General features: G+C 44.2%; 14 protein-coding genes, 16 tRNA genes and 2 rRNA genes (1 of these 32 running past the window's edge). 31 read left to right on the top strand and 1 reads right to left on the bottom strand.

The genetic code is table 11. From position 1 onward, the window contains the following. The 26 genes from ACY8D0_RS02025 to ACY8D0_RS02150 form a co-directional block, all read left to right on the top strand. Positions 1 to 585, top strand: a 23S ribosomal RNA gene (locus ACY8D0_RS02025); it begins 2360 nt to the left of the window's first position. 138 nt (positions 586 to 723) lie between these two features. Continuing rightward, positions 724 to 840: ribosomal RNA gene (gene rrf / locus ACY8D0_RS02030) — 5S ribosomal RNA — on the top strand. Positions 841 to 851: 11 nt separating this feature from the next. Then, a tRNA-Asn gene (locus ACY8D0_RS02035) sits at positions 852 to 926 on the top strand. A gap of 7 nt (positions 927 to 933) precedes the next feature. Further along, a tRNA-Ser gene (locus ACY8D0_RS02040) sits at positions 934 to 1024 on the top strand. A gap of 11 nt (positions 1025 to 1035) precedes the next feature. Beyond that, positions 1036 to 1110: transfer RNA gene (locus ACY8D0_RS02045), tRNA-Glu, on the top strand. Positions 1111 to 1114: 4 nt separating this feature from the next. Next, positions 1115 to 1190, top strand: a tRNA-Val gene (locus ACY8D0_RS02050). Positions 1191 to 1289: 99 nt separating this feature from the next. After that, a tRNA-Met gene (locus tag ACY8D0_RS02055) sits at positions 1290 to 1363 on the top strand. Between the two features lie 3 nt (positions 1364 to 1366). Next, positions 1367 to 1443: transfer RNA gene (locus ACY8D0_RS02060), tRNA-Asp, on the top strand. Positions 1444 to 1449: 6 nt separating this feature from the next. Next, positions 1450 to 1525 (top strand) — tRNA-Phe (locus ACY8D0_RS02065). Positions 1526 to 1539: 14 nt separating this feature from the next. Continuing rightward, positions 1540 to 1612, top strand: a tRNA-Thr gene (locus ACY8D0_RS02070). 29 nt (positions 1613 to 1641) lie between these two features. After that, positions 1642 to 1726 (top strand) — tRNA-Tyr (locus tag ACY8D0_RS02075). A 6-nt stretch (positions 1727 to 1732) separates the two neighbouring features. Further along, a tRNA-Trp gene (locus tag ACY8D0_RS02080) sits at positions 1733 to 1806 on the top strand. Between the two features lie 10 nt (positions 1807 to 1816). Further along, positions 1817 to 1892 (top strand) — tRNA-His (locus ACY8D0_RS02085). Positions 1893 to 1930: 38 nt separating this feature from the next. Further along, positions 1931 to 2005, top strand: a tRNA-Gln gene (locus tag ACY8D0_RS02090). Between the two features lie 4 nt (positions 2006 to 2009). After that, positions 2010 to 2084: transfer RNA gene (locus ACY8D0_RS02095), tRNA-Gly, on the top strand. Between the two features lie 5 nt (positions 2085 to 2089). Beyond that, positions 2090 to 2163: transfer RNA gene (locus ACY8D0_RS02100), tRNA-Cys, on the top strand. Positions 2164 to 2169: 6 nt separating this feature from the next. Further along, positions 2170 to 2251 (top strand) — tRNA-Leu (locus tag ACY8D0_RS02105). 187 nt (positions 2252 to 2438) lie between these two features. Further along, positions 2439 to 3938, top strand: coding sequence for a nitrate/nitrite transporter (locus ACY8D0_RS02110; RefSeq protein ID WP_462408838.1), 1500 nt, complete (start codon positions 2439 to 2441; stop codon positions 3936 to 3938). 114 nt (positions 3939 to 4052) lie between these two features. Continuing rightward, positions 4053 to 4478, top strand: a complete 426-nt coding sequence (locus ACY8D0_RS02115; protein ID WP_462408839.1) for a hemerythrin domain-containing protein — start codon at positions 4053 to 4055, stop codon at positions 4476 to 4478. Positions 4479 to 4510: 32 nt separating this feature from the next. Further along, complete coding sequence (locus tag ACY8D0_RS02120) at positions 4511 to 4807, top strand: hypothetical protein (protein WP_462408840.1); 297 nt, start codon at positions 4511 to 4513, stop codon at positions 4805 to 4807. Positions 4808 to 4822: 15 nt separating this feature from the next. After that, complete coding sequence (locus ACY8D0_RS02125) at positions 4823 to 5119, top strand: hypothetical protein (protein ID WP_462408841.1); 297 nt, start codon at positions 4823 to 4825, stop codon at positions 5117 to 5119. After that, on the top strand, positions 5100 to 8765 hold the full coding sequence (locus ACY8D0_RS02130) for a nitrate reductase subunit alpha (protein ID WP_462408842.1): 3666 nt from the start codon (positions 5100 to 5102) through the stop codon (positions 8763 to 8765). The genes ACY8D0_RS02125 and ACY8D0_RS02130 overlap by 20 nt, the downstream gene beginning before the upstream one ends. Next, positions 8755 to 10257: a nitrate reductase subunit beta gene (gene narH, locus ACY8D0_RS02135; RefSeq protein ID WP_462408843.1), complete on the top strand. Its 1503-nt coding sequence runs from the start codon at positions 8755 to 8757 to the stop codon at positions 10255 to 10257. The genes ACY8D0_RS02130 and narH overlap by 11 nt, the downstream gene beginning before the upstream one ends. Then, entirely contained in the window at positions 10254 to 10853 is a 600-nt protein-coding gene (gene narJ, locus ACY8D0_RS02140) for a nitrate reductase molybdenum cofactor assembly chaperone (protein ID WP_462408844.1), read from the top strand. Before narH ends, narJ begins: the two co-directional genes overlap by 4 nt. A 15-nt stretch (positions 10854 to 10868) precedes the next feature. Further along, complete coding sequence (gene narI / locus ACY8D0_RS02145) at positions 10869 to 11564, top strand: respiratory nitrate reductase subunit gamma (protein WP_462408845.1); 696 nt, start codon at positions 10869 to 10871, stop codon at positions 11562 to 11564. Between the two features lie 263 nt (positions 11565 to 11827). After that, positions 11828 to 11901, top strand: a tRNA-Gly gene (locus ACY8D0_RS02150). Positions 11902 to 11963: 62 nt separating this feature from the next. Here ACY8D0_RS02150 and ACY8D0_RS02155 read toward each other — a convergent pair. Further along, positions 11964 to 12644 (bottom strand): B3/B4 domain-containing protein, encoded by a 681-nt coding sequence (locus ACY8D0_RS02155; protein ID WP_462408846.1) that lies wholly within the window; start codon positions 12642 to 12644, stop codon positions 11964 to 11966. A 118-nt stretch (positions 12645 to 12762) separates the two neighbouring features. Here ACY8D0_RS02155 and queG point away from each other — a divergent pair, with 118 nt between their 5' ends. The 5 genes from queG to ACY8D0_RS02180 all read left to right on the top strand — a co-directional run bounded on the left by queG (position 12763) and on the right by ACY8D0_RS02180 (position 18404). After that, positions 12763 to 13908, top strand: a complete 1146-nt coding sequence (gene queG, locus ACY8D0_RS02160; protein WP_462408847.1) for a tRNA epoxyqueuosine(34) reductase QueG — start codon at positions 12763 to 12765, stop codon at positions 13906 to 13908. 57 nt (positions 13909 to 13965) lie between these two features. Further along, positions 13966 to 14844: an amidase domain-containing protein gene (locus tag ACY8D0_RS02165; protein WP_462408848.1), complete on the top strand. Its 879-nt coding sequence runs from the start codon at positions 13966 to 13968 to the stop codon at positions 14842 to 14844. Between the two features lie 70 nt (positions 14845 to 14914). Continuing rightward, on the top strand, positions 14915 to 15409 hold the full coding sequence (gene trmL, locus ACY8D0_RS02170) for a tRNA (uridine(34)/cytosine(34)/5-carboxymethylaminomethyluridine(34)-2'-O)-methyltransferase TrmL (RefSeq protein WP_462408849.1): 495 nt from the start codon (positions 14915 to 14917) through the stop codon (positions 15407 to 15409). A gap of 31 nt (positions 15410 to 15440) precedes the next feature. Continuing rightward, on the top strand, positions 15441 to 16190 hold the full coding sequence (nfsA, locus tag ACY8D0_RS02175; RefSeq protein ID WP_462408850.1) for an oxygen-insensitive NADPH nitroreductase: 750 nt from the start codon (positions 15441 to 15443) through the stop codon (positions 16188 to 16190). Between the two features lie 318 nt (positions 16191 to 16508). After that, the gene (locus tag ACY8D0_RS02180; RefSeq protein ID WP_462408851.1) at positions 16509 to 18404 is read left to right on the top strand and encodes a PrkA family serine protein kinase; all 1896 of its coding nucleotides are present in this window, start codon (positions 16509 to 16511) and stop codon (positions 18402 to 18404) included. Positions 18405 to 18414: the final 10 nt, after the last annotated feature.

Here is an 18414-nt window from a genome sequence, read left to right on the forward strand (position 1 = left end):
TCGCAGAGTGTAAAGGCACAAGGGAGCTTGACTGCGAGACCTACAAGTCGAGCAGGGACGAAAGTCGGGCTTAGTGATCCGGTGGTTCCGCATGGAAGGGCCATCGCTCAACGGATAAAAGCTACCCTGGGGATAACAGGCTTATCTCCCCCAAGAGTCCACATCGACGGGGAGGTTTGGCACCTCGATGTCGGCTCATCGCATCCTGGGGCTGTAGTCGGTCCCAAGGGTTGGGCTGTTCGCCCATTAAAGCGGTACGCGAGCTGGGTTCAGAACGTCGTGAGACAGTTCGGTCCCTATCCGTCGTGGGCGCAGGAAATTTGAGAGGAGCTGTCCTTAGTACGAGAGGACCGGGATGGACGCACCGCTGGTGTACCAGTTGTCTTGCCAAAGGCATCGCTGGGTAGCTATGTGCGGACGGGATAAGTGCTGAAAGCATCTAAGCATGAAGCCCCCCTCAAGATGAGATTTCCCATAGCGTCAAGCTAGTAAGATCCCTGAAAGATGATCAGGTTGATAGGTCAGGGGTGGAAGCACGGTGACGTGTGGAGCTGACTGATACTAATTGATCGAGGACTTAACCAAGACATATTAGAAAATGCGAACTCATTTACAAAAGATTCTTCTGATTATCCAGTTTTGAGGGAATGAAAAAAATATAAAATTCCTCTTGCAAAATATGAAAAAGACATTATAATAAAATAGTGTCTAATAAAAAAATAGTCTGGTGGCGATAGCGAGAAGGTCACACCCGTTCCCATACCGAACACGGAAGTTAAGCTTCTCAGCGCCAATGGTAGTTGGGACGAAAGTCCCTGTGAGAGTAGGACGTTGCCAGGCTGTTTCATTATTCCGCAGTAGCTCAGTGGTAGAGCTATCGGCTGTTAACCGATCGGTCGTAGGTTCGAGTCCTACCTGCGGAGCCATTAAAATGGAGAGCTGTCCGAGTGGCCGAAGGAGCACGATTGGAAATCGTGTATACGCTAATCGCGTATCAAGGGTTCAAATCCCTTGCTCTCCTCCATTAATAAATCTGGCCCCTTGGTCAAGCGGTTAAGACACCGCCCTTTCACGGCGGTAACACGGGTTCGAATCCCGTAGGGGTCACCATTTTGGAGGATTAGCTCAGCTGGGAGAGCATCTGCCTTACAAGCAGAGGGTCGGCGGTTCGATCCCGTCATCCTCCACCATTTAATCATTTCACCATCATGTTGCTGCTTGAATAAGCTATCTGAGATGGGGATAGTCCTAGCTAAGAGCATGGACAAAACAAAATTACTTTTTATTATCGCGGGGTGGAGCAGTCCGGTAGCTCGTCGGGCTCATAACCCGAAGGTCGCAGGTTCAAATCCTGCCCCCGCAATTCGGTCTGGTAGTTCAGTTGGTTAGAATGCCTGCCTGTCACGCAGGAGGTCGCGGGTTCGAGTCCCGTCCAGACCGCCATTAGTTGGCTCAGTAGCTCAGTCGGTAGAGCAAAGGACTGAAAATCCTTGTGTCGGCGGTTCGATTCCGTCCTGAGCCACCATTTGTTTATGCTATGCCGATGTAGCTCAATAGGTAGAGCAACTGAATCGTAATCAGTAGGTTGGGGGTTCGATTCCTCTCGTCGGCACTTGTTGCTGGCAAACTGAATATATATGTGGAGGGGTAGCGAAGTGGCTAAACGCGGCGGACTGTAAATCCGCTCCCTCAGGGTTCGGCGGTTCGAATCCGTCCCCCTCCACCATTTTATAGGGGTATAGTTTAAAGGTAGAACGAAGGTCTCCAAAACCTTTGGTGTGGGTTCAATTCCTACTACCCCTGCCATTCTATTATGGCGGCTGTGGCGAAGTGGTTAACGCATCGGATTGTGGTTCCGACATTCGTGGGTTCGATTCCCATCAGCCGCCCCATAATATCTTAAGAAACGTTAATAAAAAAGTTTTAATATTGGGCTATAGCCAAGCGGTAAGGCAACGGACTTTGACTCCGTCATTCGTAGGTTCAAATCCTGCTAGCCCAGCCAATATGCGGAAGTAGTTCAGTGGTAGAACATCACCTTGCCAAGGTGGGGGTCGCGGGTTCGAATCCCGTCTTCCGCTCCATTTATGGCGGCATAGCCAAGTGGTAAGGCAGAGGTCTGCAAAACCTTTACCACCGGTTCGAATCCGGTTGCCGCCTCCATAAAATGCCGGTGTGGCGGAATTGGCAGACGCGCACGACTCAAAATCGTGTTCCTTCTGGAGTGTCGGTTCGACCCCGACCACCGGTATATATTTATTTAAAGACAATGTCTGAAATAATCAGGCATTGTCTTTTTTTTGTTATCAAAATTAATGTTCCGGTCAGAACGGATTGGAGCAATATATCGATTGTTAAAGAATAATTCTCCATGATGAGTGCAAATTATTGAAATAAAAGTTATTGCTTCTAGATAAATGGAAAGGAGAATAGCATCAATGCGCACTCAACGCCTCCAATTACCGCTGCAGACTTTAAGCCTTGTGGTTGGTTTTATGGTTTGGGTTATCATTTCATCCTTAATGCCTTTTATCAAAAAGGACATCTCCTTAACCGCCAATCAAATCGCTTTGGTGACGGCAGTCCCAGTCATCTTGGGTTCACTGTTGCGAATCTTTTTGGGATTTTGGACGAATAGATTTGGGGCTCGAACGATTTTTTTTATCAGTTTTGTAATTCTGATTTTCCCGGTCTTTTATATTAGCATTGCAGACTCGATGATGGATTTAATTATTGGCGGGCTGGTTCTTGGCATAGGGGGAGCGGTATTTTCTATCGGTGTAACCTCCATACCAAAATACTATCCAAAGGAACGGCACGGGTTTGTGAACGGAATATATGGTGCGGGAAATATCGGAACCGCCGTTACTTCCTTTTCAGCCCCAATATTGGCCAATCACTTTGGGTGGTCCACGACTGTACGGTTATTTCTGATTCCTGTTATCCTGTTCGCATTGTTAAACTTCTTGCTCGGTGACCGAAAGGAACCCAGGGTACATAAACCACTTAATGAACAAATAAAAAGCGTGTATAAGAATGAAAAATTATGGTTTTTAAGCTTGTTCTATTTTATTACATTTGGTTCGTTTGTGGCTTTCACCGTTTATCTGCCAAACTTTTTAGTCTCGAATTTTAAACTCACTTCGGTGGATGCCGGACTGCGGACGGCAGGATTTATTACATTGGCTACCATAATGCGGCCGATTGGCGGGTGGCTTGGTGATAAGTTTAATCCCTTTTTCATTTTGTTTTTTGTATTTGGCGGACTGACTTTATCAGGTGTATTGCTATCCTTTTCTCCCAATATTACCTTGTACTCGATTGGCTGTTTAACGGTTGCCTTTTGTGCCGGAATTGGGAACGGGACGATTTTTAAACTGGTCCCCTACTATTTTTCAAAACAAGCAGGTATTGCCAACGGGATTGTGTCGGCAATGGGCGGTCTTGGCGGCTTCTTCCCTCCACTTGTCCTTTCAACTGTATTTAACATGACCGGGCATTTTGCAATCGGGTTCATGTCCTTAGCGATGTTTGCTTTGGCAAGCTTCGTGATAGTGGTATGGATGTATTACATTGACAGATTGAGTTTAGAAACTAAAATCATGGAAAATATCGGCCAGAGTATGATGGTCACCAACACGAGAGGAATCATCGAAAAAGTAAACCATGCTTTCACAAAGGTCACTGGATTTGAGGCCGAAGAGGTGCAAGGAAAGAATCCGAATATTTTACAGTCAGGAAAACATGATCGGAAGTTTTACGATCAAATGTGGGAAGCCATTAAAAATGAGGGGTATTGGCAAGGGGAAATTTGGAATAAACGAAAGAATGGCGATACTTACTTGGAATGGCTTACCATCAGCGAGGTCAGAAATGATGCCGGCGAGGTCAAATATTATTTGGGACTCTTCAGCGATATTACAGAAAAACGGAGTTGAGGGATTTACCTCGGCTCCTTTTTTTGGTTTAGGATGTGATTAGTTGGAAAAACTTTCTAGTATAAGTGCGGCAATAATCGATAATGCCGTAAAAGATGAAAAGGATGTGTTTGCATGTCAGGACCAAGCTTACGGAGACAGGATGCCCACTCCTCAATACATGATGCGGCATTAAATGAGGCTAGGGATTTAAGGAATATGTTTCAAAAATATTTAATGGAGGGGGAAAAGGAAAAGGCGGTTCAAGTTGCGGAAATCACTATTGAACATTGGGAATCCCGAACACTCAAGCACGCGGAGGCAGAAGAAGAAGGATTATATAAGGAAATGGCAGAGGAAAGCCCAGAACTGCAAAACGTAGTGACTCAATTGACAAGGGATCATGATATGATGAGGAGAATCGTCCATCAATTGAAAGATTCCCTTGCCAAGGGTGAAATTGACCAGTACATGCTTTCTTATATGGATTCCCTATTGATTATTGATTCTATACATAATGATGATGAAATGAATAATCTTCTTGGACATGAAGCATCATAAATCTTAGTAATTAATGGGAAAGGAAAATAAAAATGGAAAAAACGAGATTGATGCGATTTGCTGCTCCCGGTCTCTATGAGAAAATGGCCGAAATCTTCTCATCCTATCATATTCACCCTTTTGATTTTCATGGAACGTTAATGGAAGAAGAAGAAGGTTATGAAGTAATCATCAGGTATTCAACCAACTTTGCCCAGTCCGCAACGATGCACATCACTTTCGAACAAGCAAGAAATCCTGATGAACAGGTAATTGTCTTTCTTAAACAGACAGCCGAGCAATGCAAAACCCAATTAATTGCCGACTATTACAAAATGATCAAACTATAAAAGGAGCTGTACACGTTGTTTTCTTTTGAAAGGGATGCCTTATTGGTTGATGACCGTGAAGATTTAATGGCGGTGCTGCATATGAGATTTGGACCTATGAATGCGGAAGTAATCGAGCGTATATATGAAGTAAGTGATTTTCACACCCTTCAACGGTTAATTTTAGCAGCGGCCAATGCGGCAAGTTGGGAAGTTTTTAATGAAGAACTCCAAGCCAGTGACCATTCATTTCGTTTAATAGGCGAAGATTTTAATCCAATAAGTGAACATGTGAAAGGATGGAAACGCAGAGATGGAGAAAAGAAAGAATAAATTGCTGCATTCACTTAAGCATTTAACCCGTGGCGAAAGGATTAATGATGGCTGGACGGAAGAAAATCCGCGCCCGCGGGATTGGGAGTCCATTTATCGCAATCGCTGGGGATTCGATAAGATTGTCCGTTCCACACATGGTGTCAATTGTACCGGGTCCTGCAGCTGGCGCATCCATGTAAAAGACGGGATTATTACTTGGGAAACGCAGCAAACGGATTATCCATCAACCGGGGATGACTTTCCTGAATATGAACCGAGAGGATGCCCTCGTGGAGCTAGTTTTTCATGGTATACATATAGTCCCACACGGGTGAAATACCCATATGTCCGGGGCGATCTCTATAGTGTATGGAAAGAAGAGCTTGAGAAAGGGGAGAATCCTGTTCAGGCATGGGAAAATATTGTGACGAACCCGGAAAAACGGGAGCGATATGTCAAGGCCAGGGGGAAAGGTGGCTTTGTCCGCGGAACGTGGGCTGATGTTTGTCAAATGATTGCAGCTTCCACCATTTATACTATAAAAAAATATGGACCCGACCGAATTGTCGGATTTAGTCCGATACCGGCCATGTCCATGGTCAGCTACGCTGGCGGGGCAAGGTTTTTATCCTTGATAGGTGGTACCATACTAAGCTTTTACGATTGGTATGCCGACCTGCCGCCTGCTTCTCCGCAGGTATGGGGCGACCAGACGGATGTTCCGGAAAGCGGCGATTGGTATAATTCCAAGTATTTTATTATTTGGGGGACGAACATTCCGCAGACCCGGACACCTGATGCCCATTTTATGGTGGAGGCACGATACAACGGAACGAAAGTAGTCGGGGTAAGTCCCGATTACGCGGAATACGATAAATTTGCCGACATCTGGCTTCCGGCTAAGGCAGGAACAGACGGGGCCCTGGCGATGGCTATGACACATGTGATTTTAAAAGAATTTTATGTAGATAAAGAGACCCCGTACTTTCAAGAATATGCGAAACAATATACAGATTTACCGTTTTTGATTCTTCTGCAAAAACAGCAAAATGGCGGTTATCGGTCCGACCGATTCTTACGGGCTTCCGATTTGTCAGACAGCCATGAGTTGGGCGACTGGAAAACAGTGGTCTGGGATGAAGCCGCAAATAACTTTGCGATTCCTAACGGCAGCGAGGGATATCGCTGGGATAAGAGCCAAAAGTGGAACCTTGACTTAGAAAATATTCAACCGAAGATGTCGTTTGTCAAAGATTTAGACGAAACGGCGTTGGTGGAATTTCCTTACTTTGGCGAGAAAGATGGCGGTACCGTCAAGCGGGGGGTCCCGATTAAAAAGGTCAAGGATAAATCCGGAAATGAATTAATTATCACAACAGTTTTCGACCTGTTCCTTGCGCATGCCGGGGTGAACCGGGGATTGCCGGGAGATTACCCAATTGACTATAATGACGAGTCTAGGCCATATACCCCTGCTTGGCAGGAAAGCATTACTGGGGTGAAAAAAGAACACGTCATTCAAGTGGCTAGGGAGTTTGCAGAGAACGCCGCTCTGACCAAAGGGAAATCCATGATTGCCATGGGTGGGGGAACCAATCACTGGTTTCATAGTGATCAAATTTATCGAGCGATCTTGAATCTGATTTTGCTGACCGGTTCCCAAGGTGTGAATGGCGGGGGATGGGCTCATTATGTTGGACAGGAAAAGGTCCGTCCTTTGGAGGGATTCTCACAAATTGCTTTTGCCAATGACTGGGTCAAGTCACCACGGTTCATGAATGGAACATCATTCTTTTATTTTGCCACCGAGCAATTCCGGTATGAATACGAAAAACGGGAAGAGAAGACAGATTGGGACAGCAAATATTCTTCCATGCACCCGGCAGATTTTAATGCCATGTCAGCCCGTTTGGGATGGCTGCCAAGCTTTCCGCAACTTTCACAGAATTCTCTGGAGGTCATGAGGGAAGCTAGGACGCGGAATAGAGACGATAAGGAATTGGTGAAGGATATCGCCAAACAGTTGACAGAAGGGAAGCTAGAATTTGCGATTGAAAACCCTAATGACCCCCGGAATTTCCCGCGTGTGTTTTTTAATTGGCGATCGAATTTACTTGGTGACAGCGGTAAGGGCCATGAATATTTTGTGAAACATTTAATCGGTTCATCTGATGCTTTATTCGCGGAAACAGATAGCTCCTGGCAGCCAGAATCTATTAAGCTTTCGGAGAAACCTCCAGAAGGAAAAACGGATTTATTTGTCAGTATGGATTTCAGGATGACCAGTTCCGGATTGTTTTCGGATATCATTCTGCCGGCAGCCACCTGGTATGAAAAGCATGATATCAGCAGTACCGACCTGCACCCATTTATCCATCCGTTTAATGCGGCCATCAGCCCGCCATGGGATACCAGAAGTGACTGGGATGCCTTCAGGGAAATTGCCCGCACTTTTTCGGAACTTGCCAAGGAACATTTGCAGGCCCATGAGGATTTGGTCATGTCACCGTTGGCCCATGATACCATCAATCAAATCGCTCAGCCGATGGGCAAGGTCAAGGACTGGAGAAAAGGCGAAGTGGAAGGAATCCCTGGTAAAACGATGCCAAACTTTAATATCGTCAAACGGGATTACCCGCATGTATATGAGATGTGGACTACGGTTGGGCCGAATATTAAAAACGGTTATGGAACAAAGGCCGTTCAATATTCGGGCAAGGTCTACCAGGAATTATTGGACAGGCTCGGCAAGTCTAAAAACGAGGGAATTGGAAAAGGTTACCCGGATCTTTATTCCGATAAACAGGCCATAAATGCCATCCTGCTGATGTCGGGGGCGAGCAATGGCAAGCGGGCTGTAGAGGGATGGAAGTCTCTTGAAGGAATTACCGGCAAGAAACTGGCGGAAATTGCGGCAAATCGTGAGGAAGAGGATTATACACTTGATGCCTTAACCATCCAGCCGCGCCAAGCCATCTCCTCTCCTGTTTGGAGCGGTATGGAGAAGGATAACCGGCGTTATTCCCCGTTCACGGTTAACAAGGAATACCATATTCCTTGGCGCACACTGACGGGCAGACAAAGTTTTTATCTCGATCACGAAGTAATGCTGGATTATGGTGAAGGCCTTCCATTGTATATTCCTCCGATCACCAAAGGATCTTTTATGAAAGGCGAGAAGGAAATCGAGAATAGCGGGAAATCAATCAGTCTTCGGTATATGACCCCGCATCAAAAGTGGGGAATCCATACGATGTTTACGGATTCTACTAATATGGTGCAGTTGTTCCGTGGCTGGCAGGTAGTCTGGATGAATGAGCAGGATGCCGCCGAGATTGGAATTAAGGATAATGATTGGATAGAGGTTTATAACCGTAATGGGGCTGTTGTGGCACGGGCCGTTCTCACCTATCGAATGCCGCGTGGTTCAGTTTACATGTACCATGCTCAAGACCGTACGATGGGCGTTCCGGCTAATACCATAAATAATGTCCGGGGCGGTACCCATAACAGCGTCACGAGGATTGTTCCGAAATCGACCCATATGATTGGCGGCTACTCCCAGCTTAGCTACGGATTTAACTATTATGGGCCCACGGGCAGCCAGCGGGACACAATGGCGATTATCCGTCCGTTGAAGGAGGTCGATTGGCGTGAGGATTAAAGCACAGGTTGCCATGGTCATGCATTTGGATAAATGCATCGGCTGCCACACTTGCTCGGTTACATGTAAAAATGTCTGGACAAACCGTCCAGGCATGGAATATGTCTGGTTTAATAATGTTGAAACCCGCCCAGGTACAGGGTACCCAAAACAATGGGAAAACACCGACCGTTTCAAAGGCGGATGGACGCTCCGGGGGGGAAAACTCCACCTGCGTGCAGGAGGGCCGGTAACGAAGTTAGCGAGTATTTTCTACAATCCGAATATGGCTGATATGAATGAGTTTTATGAGCCATGGACATATGATTTCCAACACCTCCACAATAGGAAAAAAGGCGACAGCATTCCGGTTGCCCGCCCCCGTTCGACCATCACGGGAGACTTTATCGATAAACCTGAATGGGGACCGAACTGGGATGATGATTTGGCAGGAGGCAGTGAAACCGTTCCGCTTGATCCGAATGTCCAGAAGCTGCAAGAGCATATAGCGATGGAATACGAAAAGACGTTTATGATGTATTTGCCGCGGATTTGCGAACATTGCCTGAACCCATCATGCGTTGCTTCATGTCCATCGGGAGCTTTATATAAGCGGGATGAAGACGGAATTGTCCTAGTAGACCAGGATTCATGCCGGGGATGGCGCTTCTGTATGAACGGCTGTCCCTACCATAAGGTGTATTACAATTGGAACACACATAAAGCGGAAAAGTGCAATTTCTGTTACCCTCGTACCGAGGCAGGCCTGCCAACGATTTGCTCAGAAACGTGCGTTGGCCGGATTCGCTATATAGGCGTTGTTTTATACGATGCTGACAAGGTCAAAGCAGCGGCCTCGGTAGAGGATCCGAAGGAATTATATGAATCCCAGCTTTCTGTCTTCTTAGACCCGTTTGATCCGGAAGTGATTGCCGAGGCAGAAAAACAGGGAATTAACCATAGCTGGATTGAAAGTGCCCAACAGTCACCGGTTTATAAACTGGCGATGAAATGGAAAATTGCGCTGCCGCTTCATCCAGAGTACCGGACCTTGCCAATGGTTTGGTATGTTCCACCGCTAAGCCCGATTATGAATCATATTACCAATGAGCAAGAGCTTAACGCCGAAGGGTATATACCGGCTGTTGACCAAATGAGAATCCCGATGGAGTATCTGGCATCCTTGTTAACAGCTGACGATGTCTCCGTCATTCGCAGGGTTCTGCTAAAAATGGCCGCCATGCGGGTGCATATGCGATCCAAAACCGTAGGCGGAATTGATTTCTCAGCTGAGAGTAAACTCTTAAAAGAAGCTGATACCACCCCGGAGGAACTGGAAGAGATGGCCAGGCTGCTTGCCGTCGCCAAGTATAATGAACGATTTGTGATCCCGACTGGCCGGCGTGAGATGAATGATGATTTGGATTATAAACGAGGGGCATGCAGCATTGAAGAACTGGCACCGCCAGAAGGAATGGTGACATATCCTTTCGAAAGAAGCGAGGGCTTATGACCGAGAAGAAAGCGATTCTGTTATTAATGGCGAATATATTAGACTATCCTGACCAGGCCTTTTACCAAGGCCAATCTGAAGTGGAAGAATGGCTTTGTGAAAAGATTAGTGAAGAATCAGTTCGTGATGAAATCCTAAGCAGAATTCGGCCGCTATTTGAGCTGAAGTTAGAAGAACTCCAAGAATTATATGTGGAAAGCTTTGATTACCGGGATAAAACCAACCTATATTTAACCGCACATGAATTGGGGGACAGTAAAAAACGCGGTGCGGCCCTGATTCAAATGCAAAAACTCATAATGGAAGCGGGCTTCGATTTCGATGGCAAGGAATTGGCTGATTATATTCCAATGCTCTTAGAATTATTGGCAGTTGGCCCTGAAGAAGAAAAATTTTTGAAACTAGCAAAGCGGGTGGCCTATGCCATTAGCCGTGTATTAACGCATCTTGAGGATAGGAACCCTTATAAACGAGCGGTTCAATTATTACAGATGTTTGCCTTTGAAGAGTTAAAGCCTGACGAAATAGCCAATCTGGAAAACTCAAGAGAGGAAGCTGATTTAAACGAGCTTCCTTACCCGTTGATGTACGGGTAAACAGGAGGGATGATTGTGGAAGTCTTGTTTTGGTGGACGATATTTCCCTATATGTGCGGGACCATCCTGGTGGTGGCCACGTTTTATCGATTTGTCTTTCGGGGAAAAAGCTGGACGGCACCCTCGACCGAAATATTCGAGAAGAAATGGCTGCGGGTGGGATCAATGCTGTTTCATTACGGGATTATTTTCGCCTTTATTGGACATATCATGGGTGTGTTAATTCCAATAGAGGTTTATAATGCTCTTGGAGTCAATGATGAAACCTATCATATCTTCGCCATTGCTGGAGGCGGGCTAGCCGGGCTGATGGTGGTCATCGGTTTGGTTGTTTTGTTATTTAGAAAGTTTGCTCATCCAAGAGTCAAGGCCCATACAACGGCAGGAGGGTACTTTACAATTATCTGGCTGTTACTGGCTGCCGGGTTAGGAACATACATGACACTAATCTACAATACGACAGTGGGGGCCTTTGAATACCGGTTGGCGATTGGTCCATGGTTCAGAAGTCTTTTCACTTTTCACCCGTTGGCGGATTTAATGATTGGAGTGCCTCTCCTTTTTAAAGTTCATGTGATTGTATCATTTATTTTATTTGCGATGATTCCGTTTACATCCCTTGTCCATATGTTTAGTTTTCCGTTGCGATACCCTACCCGCGCCCCTCAGCAATACAGAGCTAGGGACGGGTATAATAAAAATGGCAGGTAGAAAGTGCAAGGTCCTCTTTTAGCCGTCATGAGGACAAAAACTCGAAAAAAATCAAAAGTTTTGTCCTCATGAAGCCATCATGAGGACAAAAACTTAAGAAGATCCAAAATTCTGTCCTCATGAAGTGCTCCATTAATGACAGAACCTAGATCGGTGTATTTATTAGCACTAATATTTTTCGACAAAACTTGCAAATGTTGCTTGACTGAACAATCGAATCCATGTAGAATGTAATAGTCATTTCAGAAATGATACTCAAAAATGCGGGTGTAGTTTAGTGGTAAAACCACAGCCTTCCAAGCTGTTGTTGTGGGTTCGATTCCCATCACCCGCTCCATACATAGTGACGAACGCAGTGTGTCGGTTTCATAAGAACGATGCATTGCGTTATTTATTTTTTTAATTTCTGTTAACGGCACCCGTAATATGATAGGAAGCATTGCCTCCATGAATTTGCACAAACATATTCATTAACGATTCAGTCAGCTTAACCGCATCTTCCAAATGGATGGATGGCCGTAAAAAAATGACCTGTAAAGCATTCTTGGTCTTTAAACTAACAGAGGTTTTTTCAGAATCCACATACGGACTGCCAAACGGACCAAACTCATCCGCTAAAACAATCAGATGATCCAGTGAATTGCTTCTGCCATTCAGCCCTATGTATTCTTCCCCTGTTGCCCCGATCCGAATCTCCACATCCCCTTTAAGTAAATCCGCATCATAGATTCCGATAGGTACTTGATATTGCAGAGAGAAAAAATTGTTTAAATCGATGGCACTTTGGACGGATGGCAAGTAATTTTGTTTTTGTATCCTTCGGTACAGCGCCTCTGCGGAATGGCGATAGCGGTTTGGGTCCTTGCCAGTCATTTTAAAAACAGCCCGCCATTCTTGAATGCCCGGAAAGTCAGTGATGGCCTTATCGTCGAAATCAAAGTAAATCGACTCTTGGAAGAGTTGAAGCCTTCCTTTCAGCATTTGCGGCGAATCCGCAATTGTAATATTTTTATATTGAATGACACTTGCTTTAAAACAAGGAATAAGCTGGGTTAATTCTGTTGAGACACGGATTTCCAACGATTCCACCTCCAAATTTTCTTGAAAATAGTTTATCATAGTTAAATGTCAGTTAATAATTTTACTACAATCTTTCACTTCAATAAATCAATGTCAAACAGAAGGGAGGTACTTTTTAGTGGATTTTAAACAATTAAAAGCTGAAATTATTGCTTACAGCCAAACAATCGGCATTGATAAAATTGGTTTTACCACCGCCGACCCCTTCCTTGAGTTGAAAAATCGATTAATCAGGCAGCAAGAACTGGGATTTCAATCGGGATTTGAGGAACCCGATATTGAAAAACGTGCCACTCCGGCTGTTTTACTAGATGGAGCCAACTCCATCATCTCCATCGCTTTGGCCTATCCATCCAAAATGAAAAACAGGGTGGAAAGCAAAAAAGGGGAGCGGCGGGGAATCTTTAGTCGAGCCTCCTGGGGATTAGACTATCATCATATCCTTAAAGACAGATTGGAAAAACTAGAGTCTTTTATTCAATCGAAAGTTCCAGATGCGAAAATTAAATCAATGGTTGATACTGGCGAACTTTCGGACCGGGCTGTTGCCGAGCGTGCTGGCATTGGCTGGAGCGGGAAAAACTGTGCAGTCATTACTCCGGAATTTGGTTCTTACGTCTATCTTGGGGAAATGATTACGAACCTGCCTTTAGAACCTGATGACCCAATCGAAGACCAGTGCGGCTCCTGCACCAAATGTTTGGATGCTTGCCCGACAGGTGCTCTCGTCCAAGGCGGGCAAATTAACGCCAAGCGCTGCATCTCGTTTTTAACCCAAACTAAGGAAATGATACCCGAAGAGTTTAGAGACAAAATCGGCAATCGGATCTACGGATGCGATTCCTGCCAGACCGCTTGCCCCCACAATAAGGGTAAGAATTTTCATTTTCATGAGGAAATGGAACCTGACCCGGAATTGGCGAAACCACTGTTAAGACCCATTCTTTCGCTAAGCAACCGCGAATTTAAGAAACAGTTCGGAACTGTTGCGGGCTCGTGGCGGGGAAAAAGGCCGATTCAACGCAATGCCATCATTGCATTGGCTCATTTCAAGGACGAATCAGCCGTACCAGAATTATTGAAGGTTCTGGAGAATGAAACGAACGTGGCCGTAAAAGGAACTGCGGTATGGGCGCTTGGGAAAATCGGCGGAGAAGCGGCATACACGGCGCTGTTAAATATAAAAGATAGGGAAAAAGACCCGGTCATACAAAATGAAATTGCTAAAGGCCTAGAGAAGATGGAACAGAAAAGAGCGAACTAAGTATCGCTCTTTTTTTGTTTGTTTGTTCATATGCATAAAAGCAAGGAGGCGATGCAGATGCGGGACGTACTTCAACAACTATTTGAAACTAGGATGGAACAGTTTGTGGGAAATACAAAGAACTCTGATGAAGAAGCGTTTATGAAAGTGGAAAAAAAATTGGAGTCACTGAATAAAAGGTCCGCAGAAATAGTCAAAATTAAAGCGAGCGGAAATTTGATTGAATCCGTAGATGAGGAGGAATTTCAAAGGGTTAAGTATCTGGCCCATTATCAGTATCTTATTAAGCAAAGAGGAAATTTGTATATGGAAGAGGAGACAGAAGAAAGAATTGCTAAGTTTTATAAGGGCACCCTTATTGAGGATGAGGAAATAGCCCAAACCAGTTATCAAAATAATGGGCCTGAAATTAATATAAGGGAAAGTGCTGAATCTGAGGTTCGGTTGAGTTTCCAGTATAATCGATTAAGGGCTGTACAATATGCGGAACGATGGTGGAACACACCTAATCCGGCTTATCAATACTTCCAAAATAATTGCACGAACTATATCTCGCAATGCCTTAATGCAGGTGGGGCCCCTATGCGGGGCGAGCCAAACCGAGGCAACGGATGGTGGTACATCCAAAAGAACTGGAGCTACAGCTGGGCAGTTGCTCACTCGTTAAGAAATTATTTATCTCAATCAAAACTGGGTTTACGTGCACAAGAAGTTTCTAGTCCTGACCAGTTATCATTAGGGGATGTCATTTGTTACGATTTTGAGGGAGACGGAAGGTTCAACCATAACACCATCGTAACAGGAAAAGATGCCTTTGGAATGCCGCTGGTTAATGCCAACACTTATAATAGCAGGAAAAGATACTGGGCGTATGAAGATTCTTCTGCCTATACCCCCAATATCAAATATAAATTTTACTCGATTATTGATGGATGAGGAGCAAAAGTTGATGGGAATACTGAGAGTGGTATAATTGCATTTAGAGGTTTTTTACGAGGTGAAAGTGATGTCCAACCATGTAGTATTATACCAGCCAGAAATTCCATCCAATACGGGAAATATTGCACGCTCATGTGCAGCAACGAATACCACTCTTCATTTAATCGGGCCATTGGGTTTTTCAAAAGACGATAAGATGCTGAAACGGGCCGGTTTGGATTATTGGGAGTTTGTTAATATTAATTATTACGATTCTATAGATGAGTTTTTTGAGAAAAATGCTAATGGTGAATATTTCTATTTGACCAATTATGGGAAAATTCCCCATAGCTCGTTTGACTATAGTGACTTGAACAAGGAGTACTATTTTATTTTTGGCCGGGAAACGACGGGGCTTCCAAAGGAATTGATTGAAAACAATAAGGAACGTGCAATAAGAATCCCGATGAATGATAATGTCCGGTCATTAAACTTATCTAATACAGCTGCAATTTTAATTTATGAGGCGCTCCGACAACAAAATTATTCCATTTTAATCGAAAAAGGGCCTGAGCGTATATAGGCCTTTTTTCGCAACTTTTGGAGGGAATACCATGAATGAAACCCTAAAAACGATTATGAATCATCGTTCCGTCCGCCATTTTAAGGACAAGCCATTAACCGAGGATCAAATCAGAACCATTGTTACTTCCGCTCAAAGTGCTTCCACTTCAAGTTTTATTCAAGCTTACTCGATTATTGGCATTAAGGACAAGGAGAAAAAGATAAAATTGGCCGAGCTGGCGGGCAATCAAGAATATGTTGTGAACAACGGACACTTTTTTTTGTTTTGTGCCGATCTTTTTCGCCACAGTTTAATTGGTGAACAAGAAAAAAAGGAAGTTATTCCGTCAATTGAGAGCACGGAAAAATTTATGGTCAGTCTTATTGATGCGTCATTGGCTGCACAAAATGCGGCAATTGCAGCAGAATCCATGGGACTGGGGATTTGTTACATAGGCGGGATTAGGAATCATCTCGAAGAGGTAAAAAAGGTGTTAAAAACACCGGATCGGGTTATTCCATTGTTTGGACTTGCCGTTGGCTGGCCCGCCAACATAGCCGATCAAAAGCCAAGGCTTCCTTTCCAGCACATTTATCATGAAGATGAATATCAGCAGGACCTGCAAACCTTTAGGTCCCAGCTTAAAGAATATGATGAAACTATTTCAAGTTATTATCAGCAACGAACCGGAGGAAACAGAAAGGATCGCTGGACGGAGCAAATCGCCAATATGTTGGAACGAAAGAGCCGGATGTACATGAAGGAATTTGTCCAAAACAATAAACTGGATTTAAGATGAAAAGGCTGCCAAATCGGCAGCCTCTAATTATTTTACCCCTGGTTTGTCATTGTACCCTGCAGTAAAAATTGCCGCTAAAAAAGCAATCATGACTAAAAGGATTAGAAAAAGTCCCATAGTATGTATTACCCCCTCTTTTTTGTACAAGTTCTAATTTTCGTACATATACATAATATTATATCCTAACAAATGAAAATGAAAAAGTCCAAGATTCACTGATGCATGAAAAAAGAAAAACCGGCTTGTTTACGCATGTTCAATCAATTCCATGCATAGAGTATATTAATCGTCTCTGATCAATCACAGGGGGAGGGCCTTATGGATATTTTAAAAAAAATTGAAAGATTCCGTGAAGAAGAAGAGAAACTGCGTTGGGAAGGAACATTCGCCGATTATTTACAATTGTTGAAGGAAAGGCCATGGGTAGCACAGTCTGCGCATTCTCGGGTTTATAATATGATCAAGGATGCTGGGATTGAGGAAGTCAATGGAAAGAAAAAATATAACTTCTTTTGTAATCAACTATTCGGTCTGGAAGAGCCCTTAGAGCGGCTGGTAGAAGAATATTTTCATCCAGCAGCCAAACGGCTTGATGTCAGAAAACGAATTTTGCTGCTTATGGGTCCCGTCAGCGGAGGTAAATCCACCCTTGTCACAATGCTCAAAAGAGGATTGGAGAAATATTCACTTACTGATAGGGGATCGGTTTTTGCGATAAAAGGATGCCCAATGCATGAAGATCCGCTCCATTTAATTCCTCATCACTTACGACAGGATTTTTATGATGAGTATGGGATTCGAATCGAAGGGAATCTTTCGCCGCTCAATATGATGCGATTGGAGCAAGATTATGGCGGCAGGATTGAGGATGTTTTGGTTGAAAGAATCTTTTTCTCAGAAGATAAGCGAACTGGGATTGGAACGTTTAGCCCGTCGGATCCGAAATCGCAGGATATTGCCGATCTAACAGGCAGCATTGATTTCTCAACCATTGCCGAGTTTGGTTCGGAGTCCGACCCGAGGGCGTACCGATTTGATGGCGAGCTAAACAAAGCAAACCGTGGAATGATGGAATTCCAGGAAATGTTGAAGTGTGATGAGAAATTCCTTTGGCATTTGTTGTCATTGACACAAGAAGGAAATTTCAAAGCAGGCCGGTTTGCCTTAATCTCAGCGGATGAACTCATCGTTGCCCATACCAATGAAACGGAATATCGCTCCTTTATCTCCAATAAGAAAAATGAAGCTCTGCACTCGCGGATTATTGTCATGCCAATTCCTTATAATCTTAAAGTGACCGAAGAAGAGAGAATTTATGACAAGATGATTAGAGAAAGCGATGTTTCTGATGTCCACATTGCGCCACACACATTAAAAGTGGCTGCCATGTTTACTATTCTTACCCGGTTGAAGGAACCCAAAAAGGGTGACATAGATCTGGTGAAGAAAATGCGGCTGTATGACGGAGAGAATGTGGATGGTTTCAACTCTGCCGATGTGGAGGAGTTAAAAAAGGAATATCCCGATGAGGGAATGAGCGGCATTGACCCGCGCTATGTAATTAACAGAATTTCATCAACCATTATACGCAAAGAAGTGCCATCTATTAATGCCCTCGATGTGTTAAGGTCGCTAATGGATGGACTCAACCAGCACCCGTCCATCACAACTGAACAACGTGAAAGGTATATGAATTATATTGCTTTGGCACGAAAAGAGTACGACACCATTGCCAAAAATGAAGTCCAAAAAGCCTTCGTTTACTCCTACGAGGAATCGGCCAAAACTTTAATGAACAACTATTTGGATAATGTCGAAGCATACTGTAACAAAGCCAAGCTTCGTGACCCATTGACCGGTGAAGAGATTAATCCGGACGAAAAACTGATGCGCTCCATTGAAGAGCAAATTGGAATATCGGAAAATGCCAAAAAGGCTTTCAGGGAGGAAATTCTCATCCGAATCTCTGCTTTTGCCAGAAAGGGAAAGCGGTTTGATTATAACTCCCATGATCGCTTAAGGGAAGCGATTCAGAAGAAATTATTTGCGGACTTAAAGGACGTCGTGAAAATTACTACATCCTCCAAAACACCGGATGAACAGCAATTAAAGAAAATAAATGAAGTGGTCGCCCGGTTAATTGATGAACATGGCTATAATTCTACATCCGCCAATGAATTACTAAGATACGTCGGCAGTTTATTAAATCGATAAAGATAGATTG

This window comes from Neobacillus camarae (genome assembly GCF_054950115.1).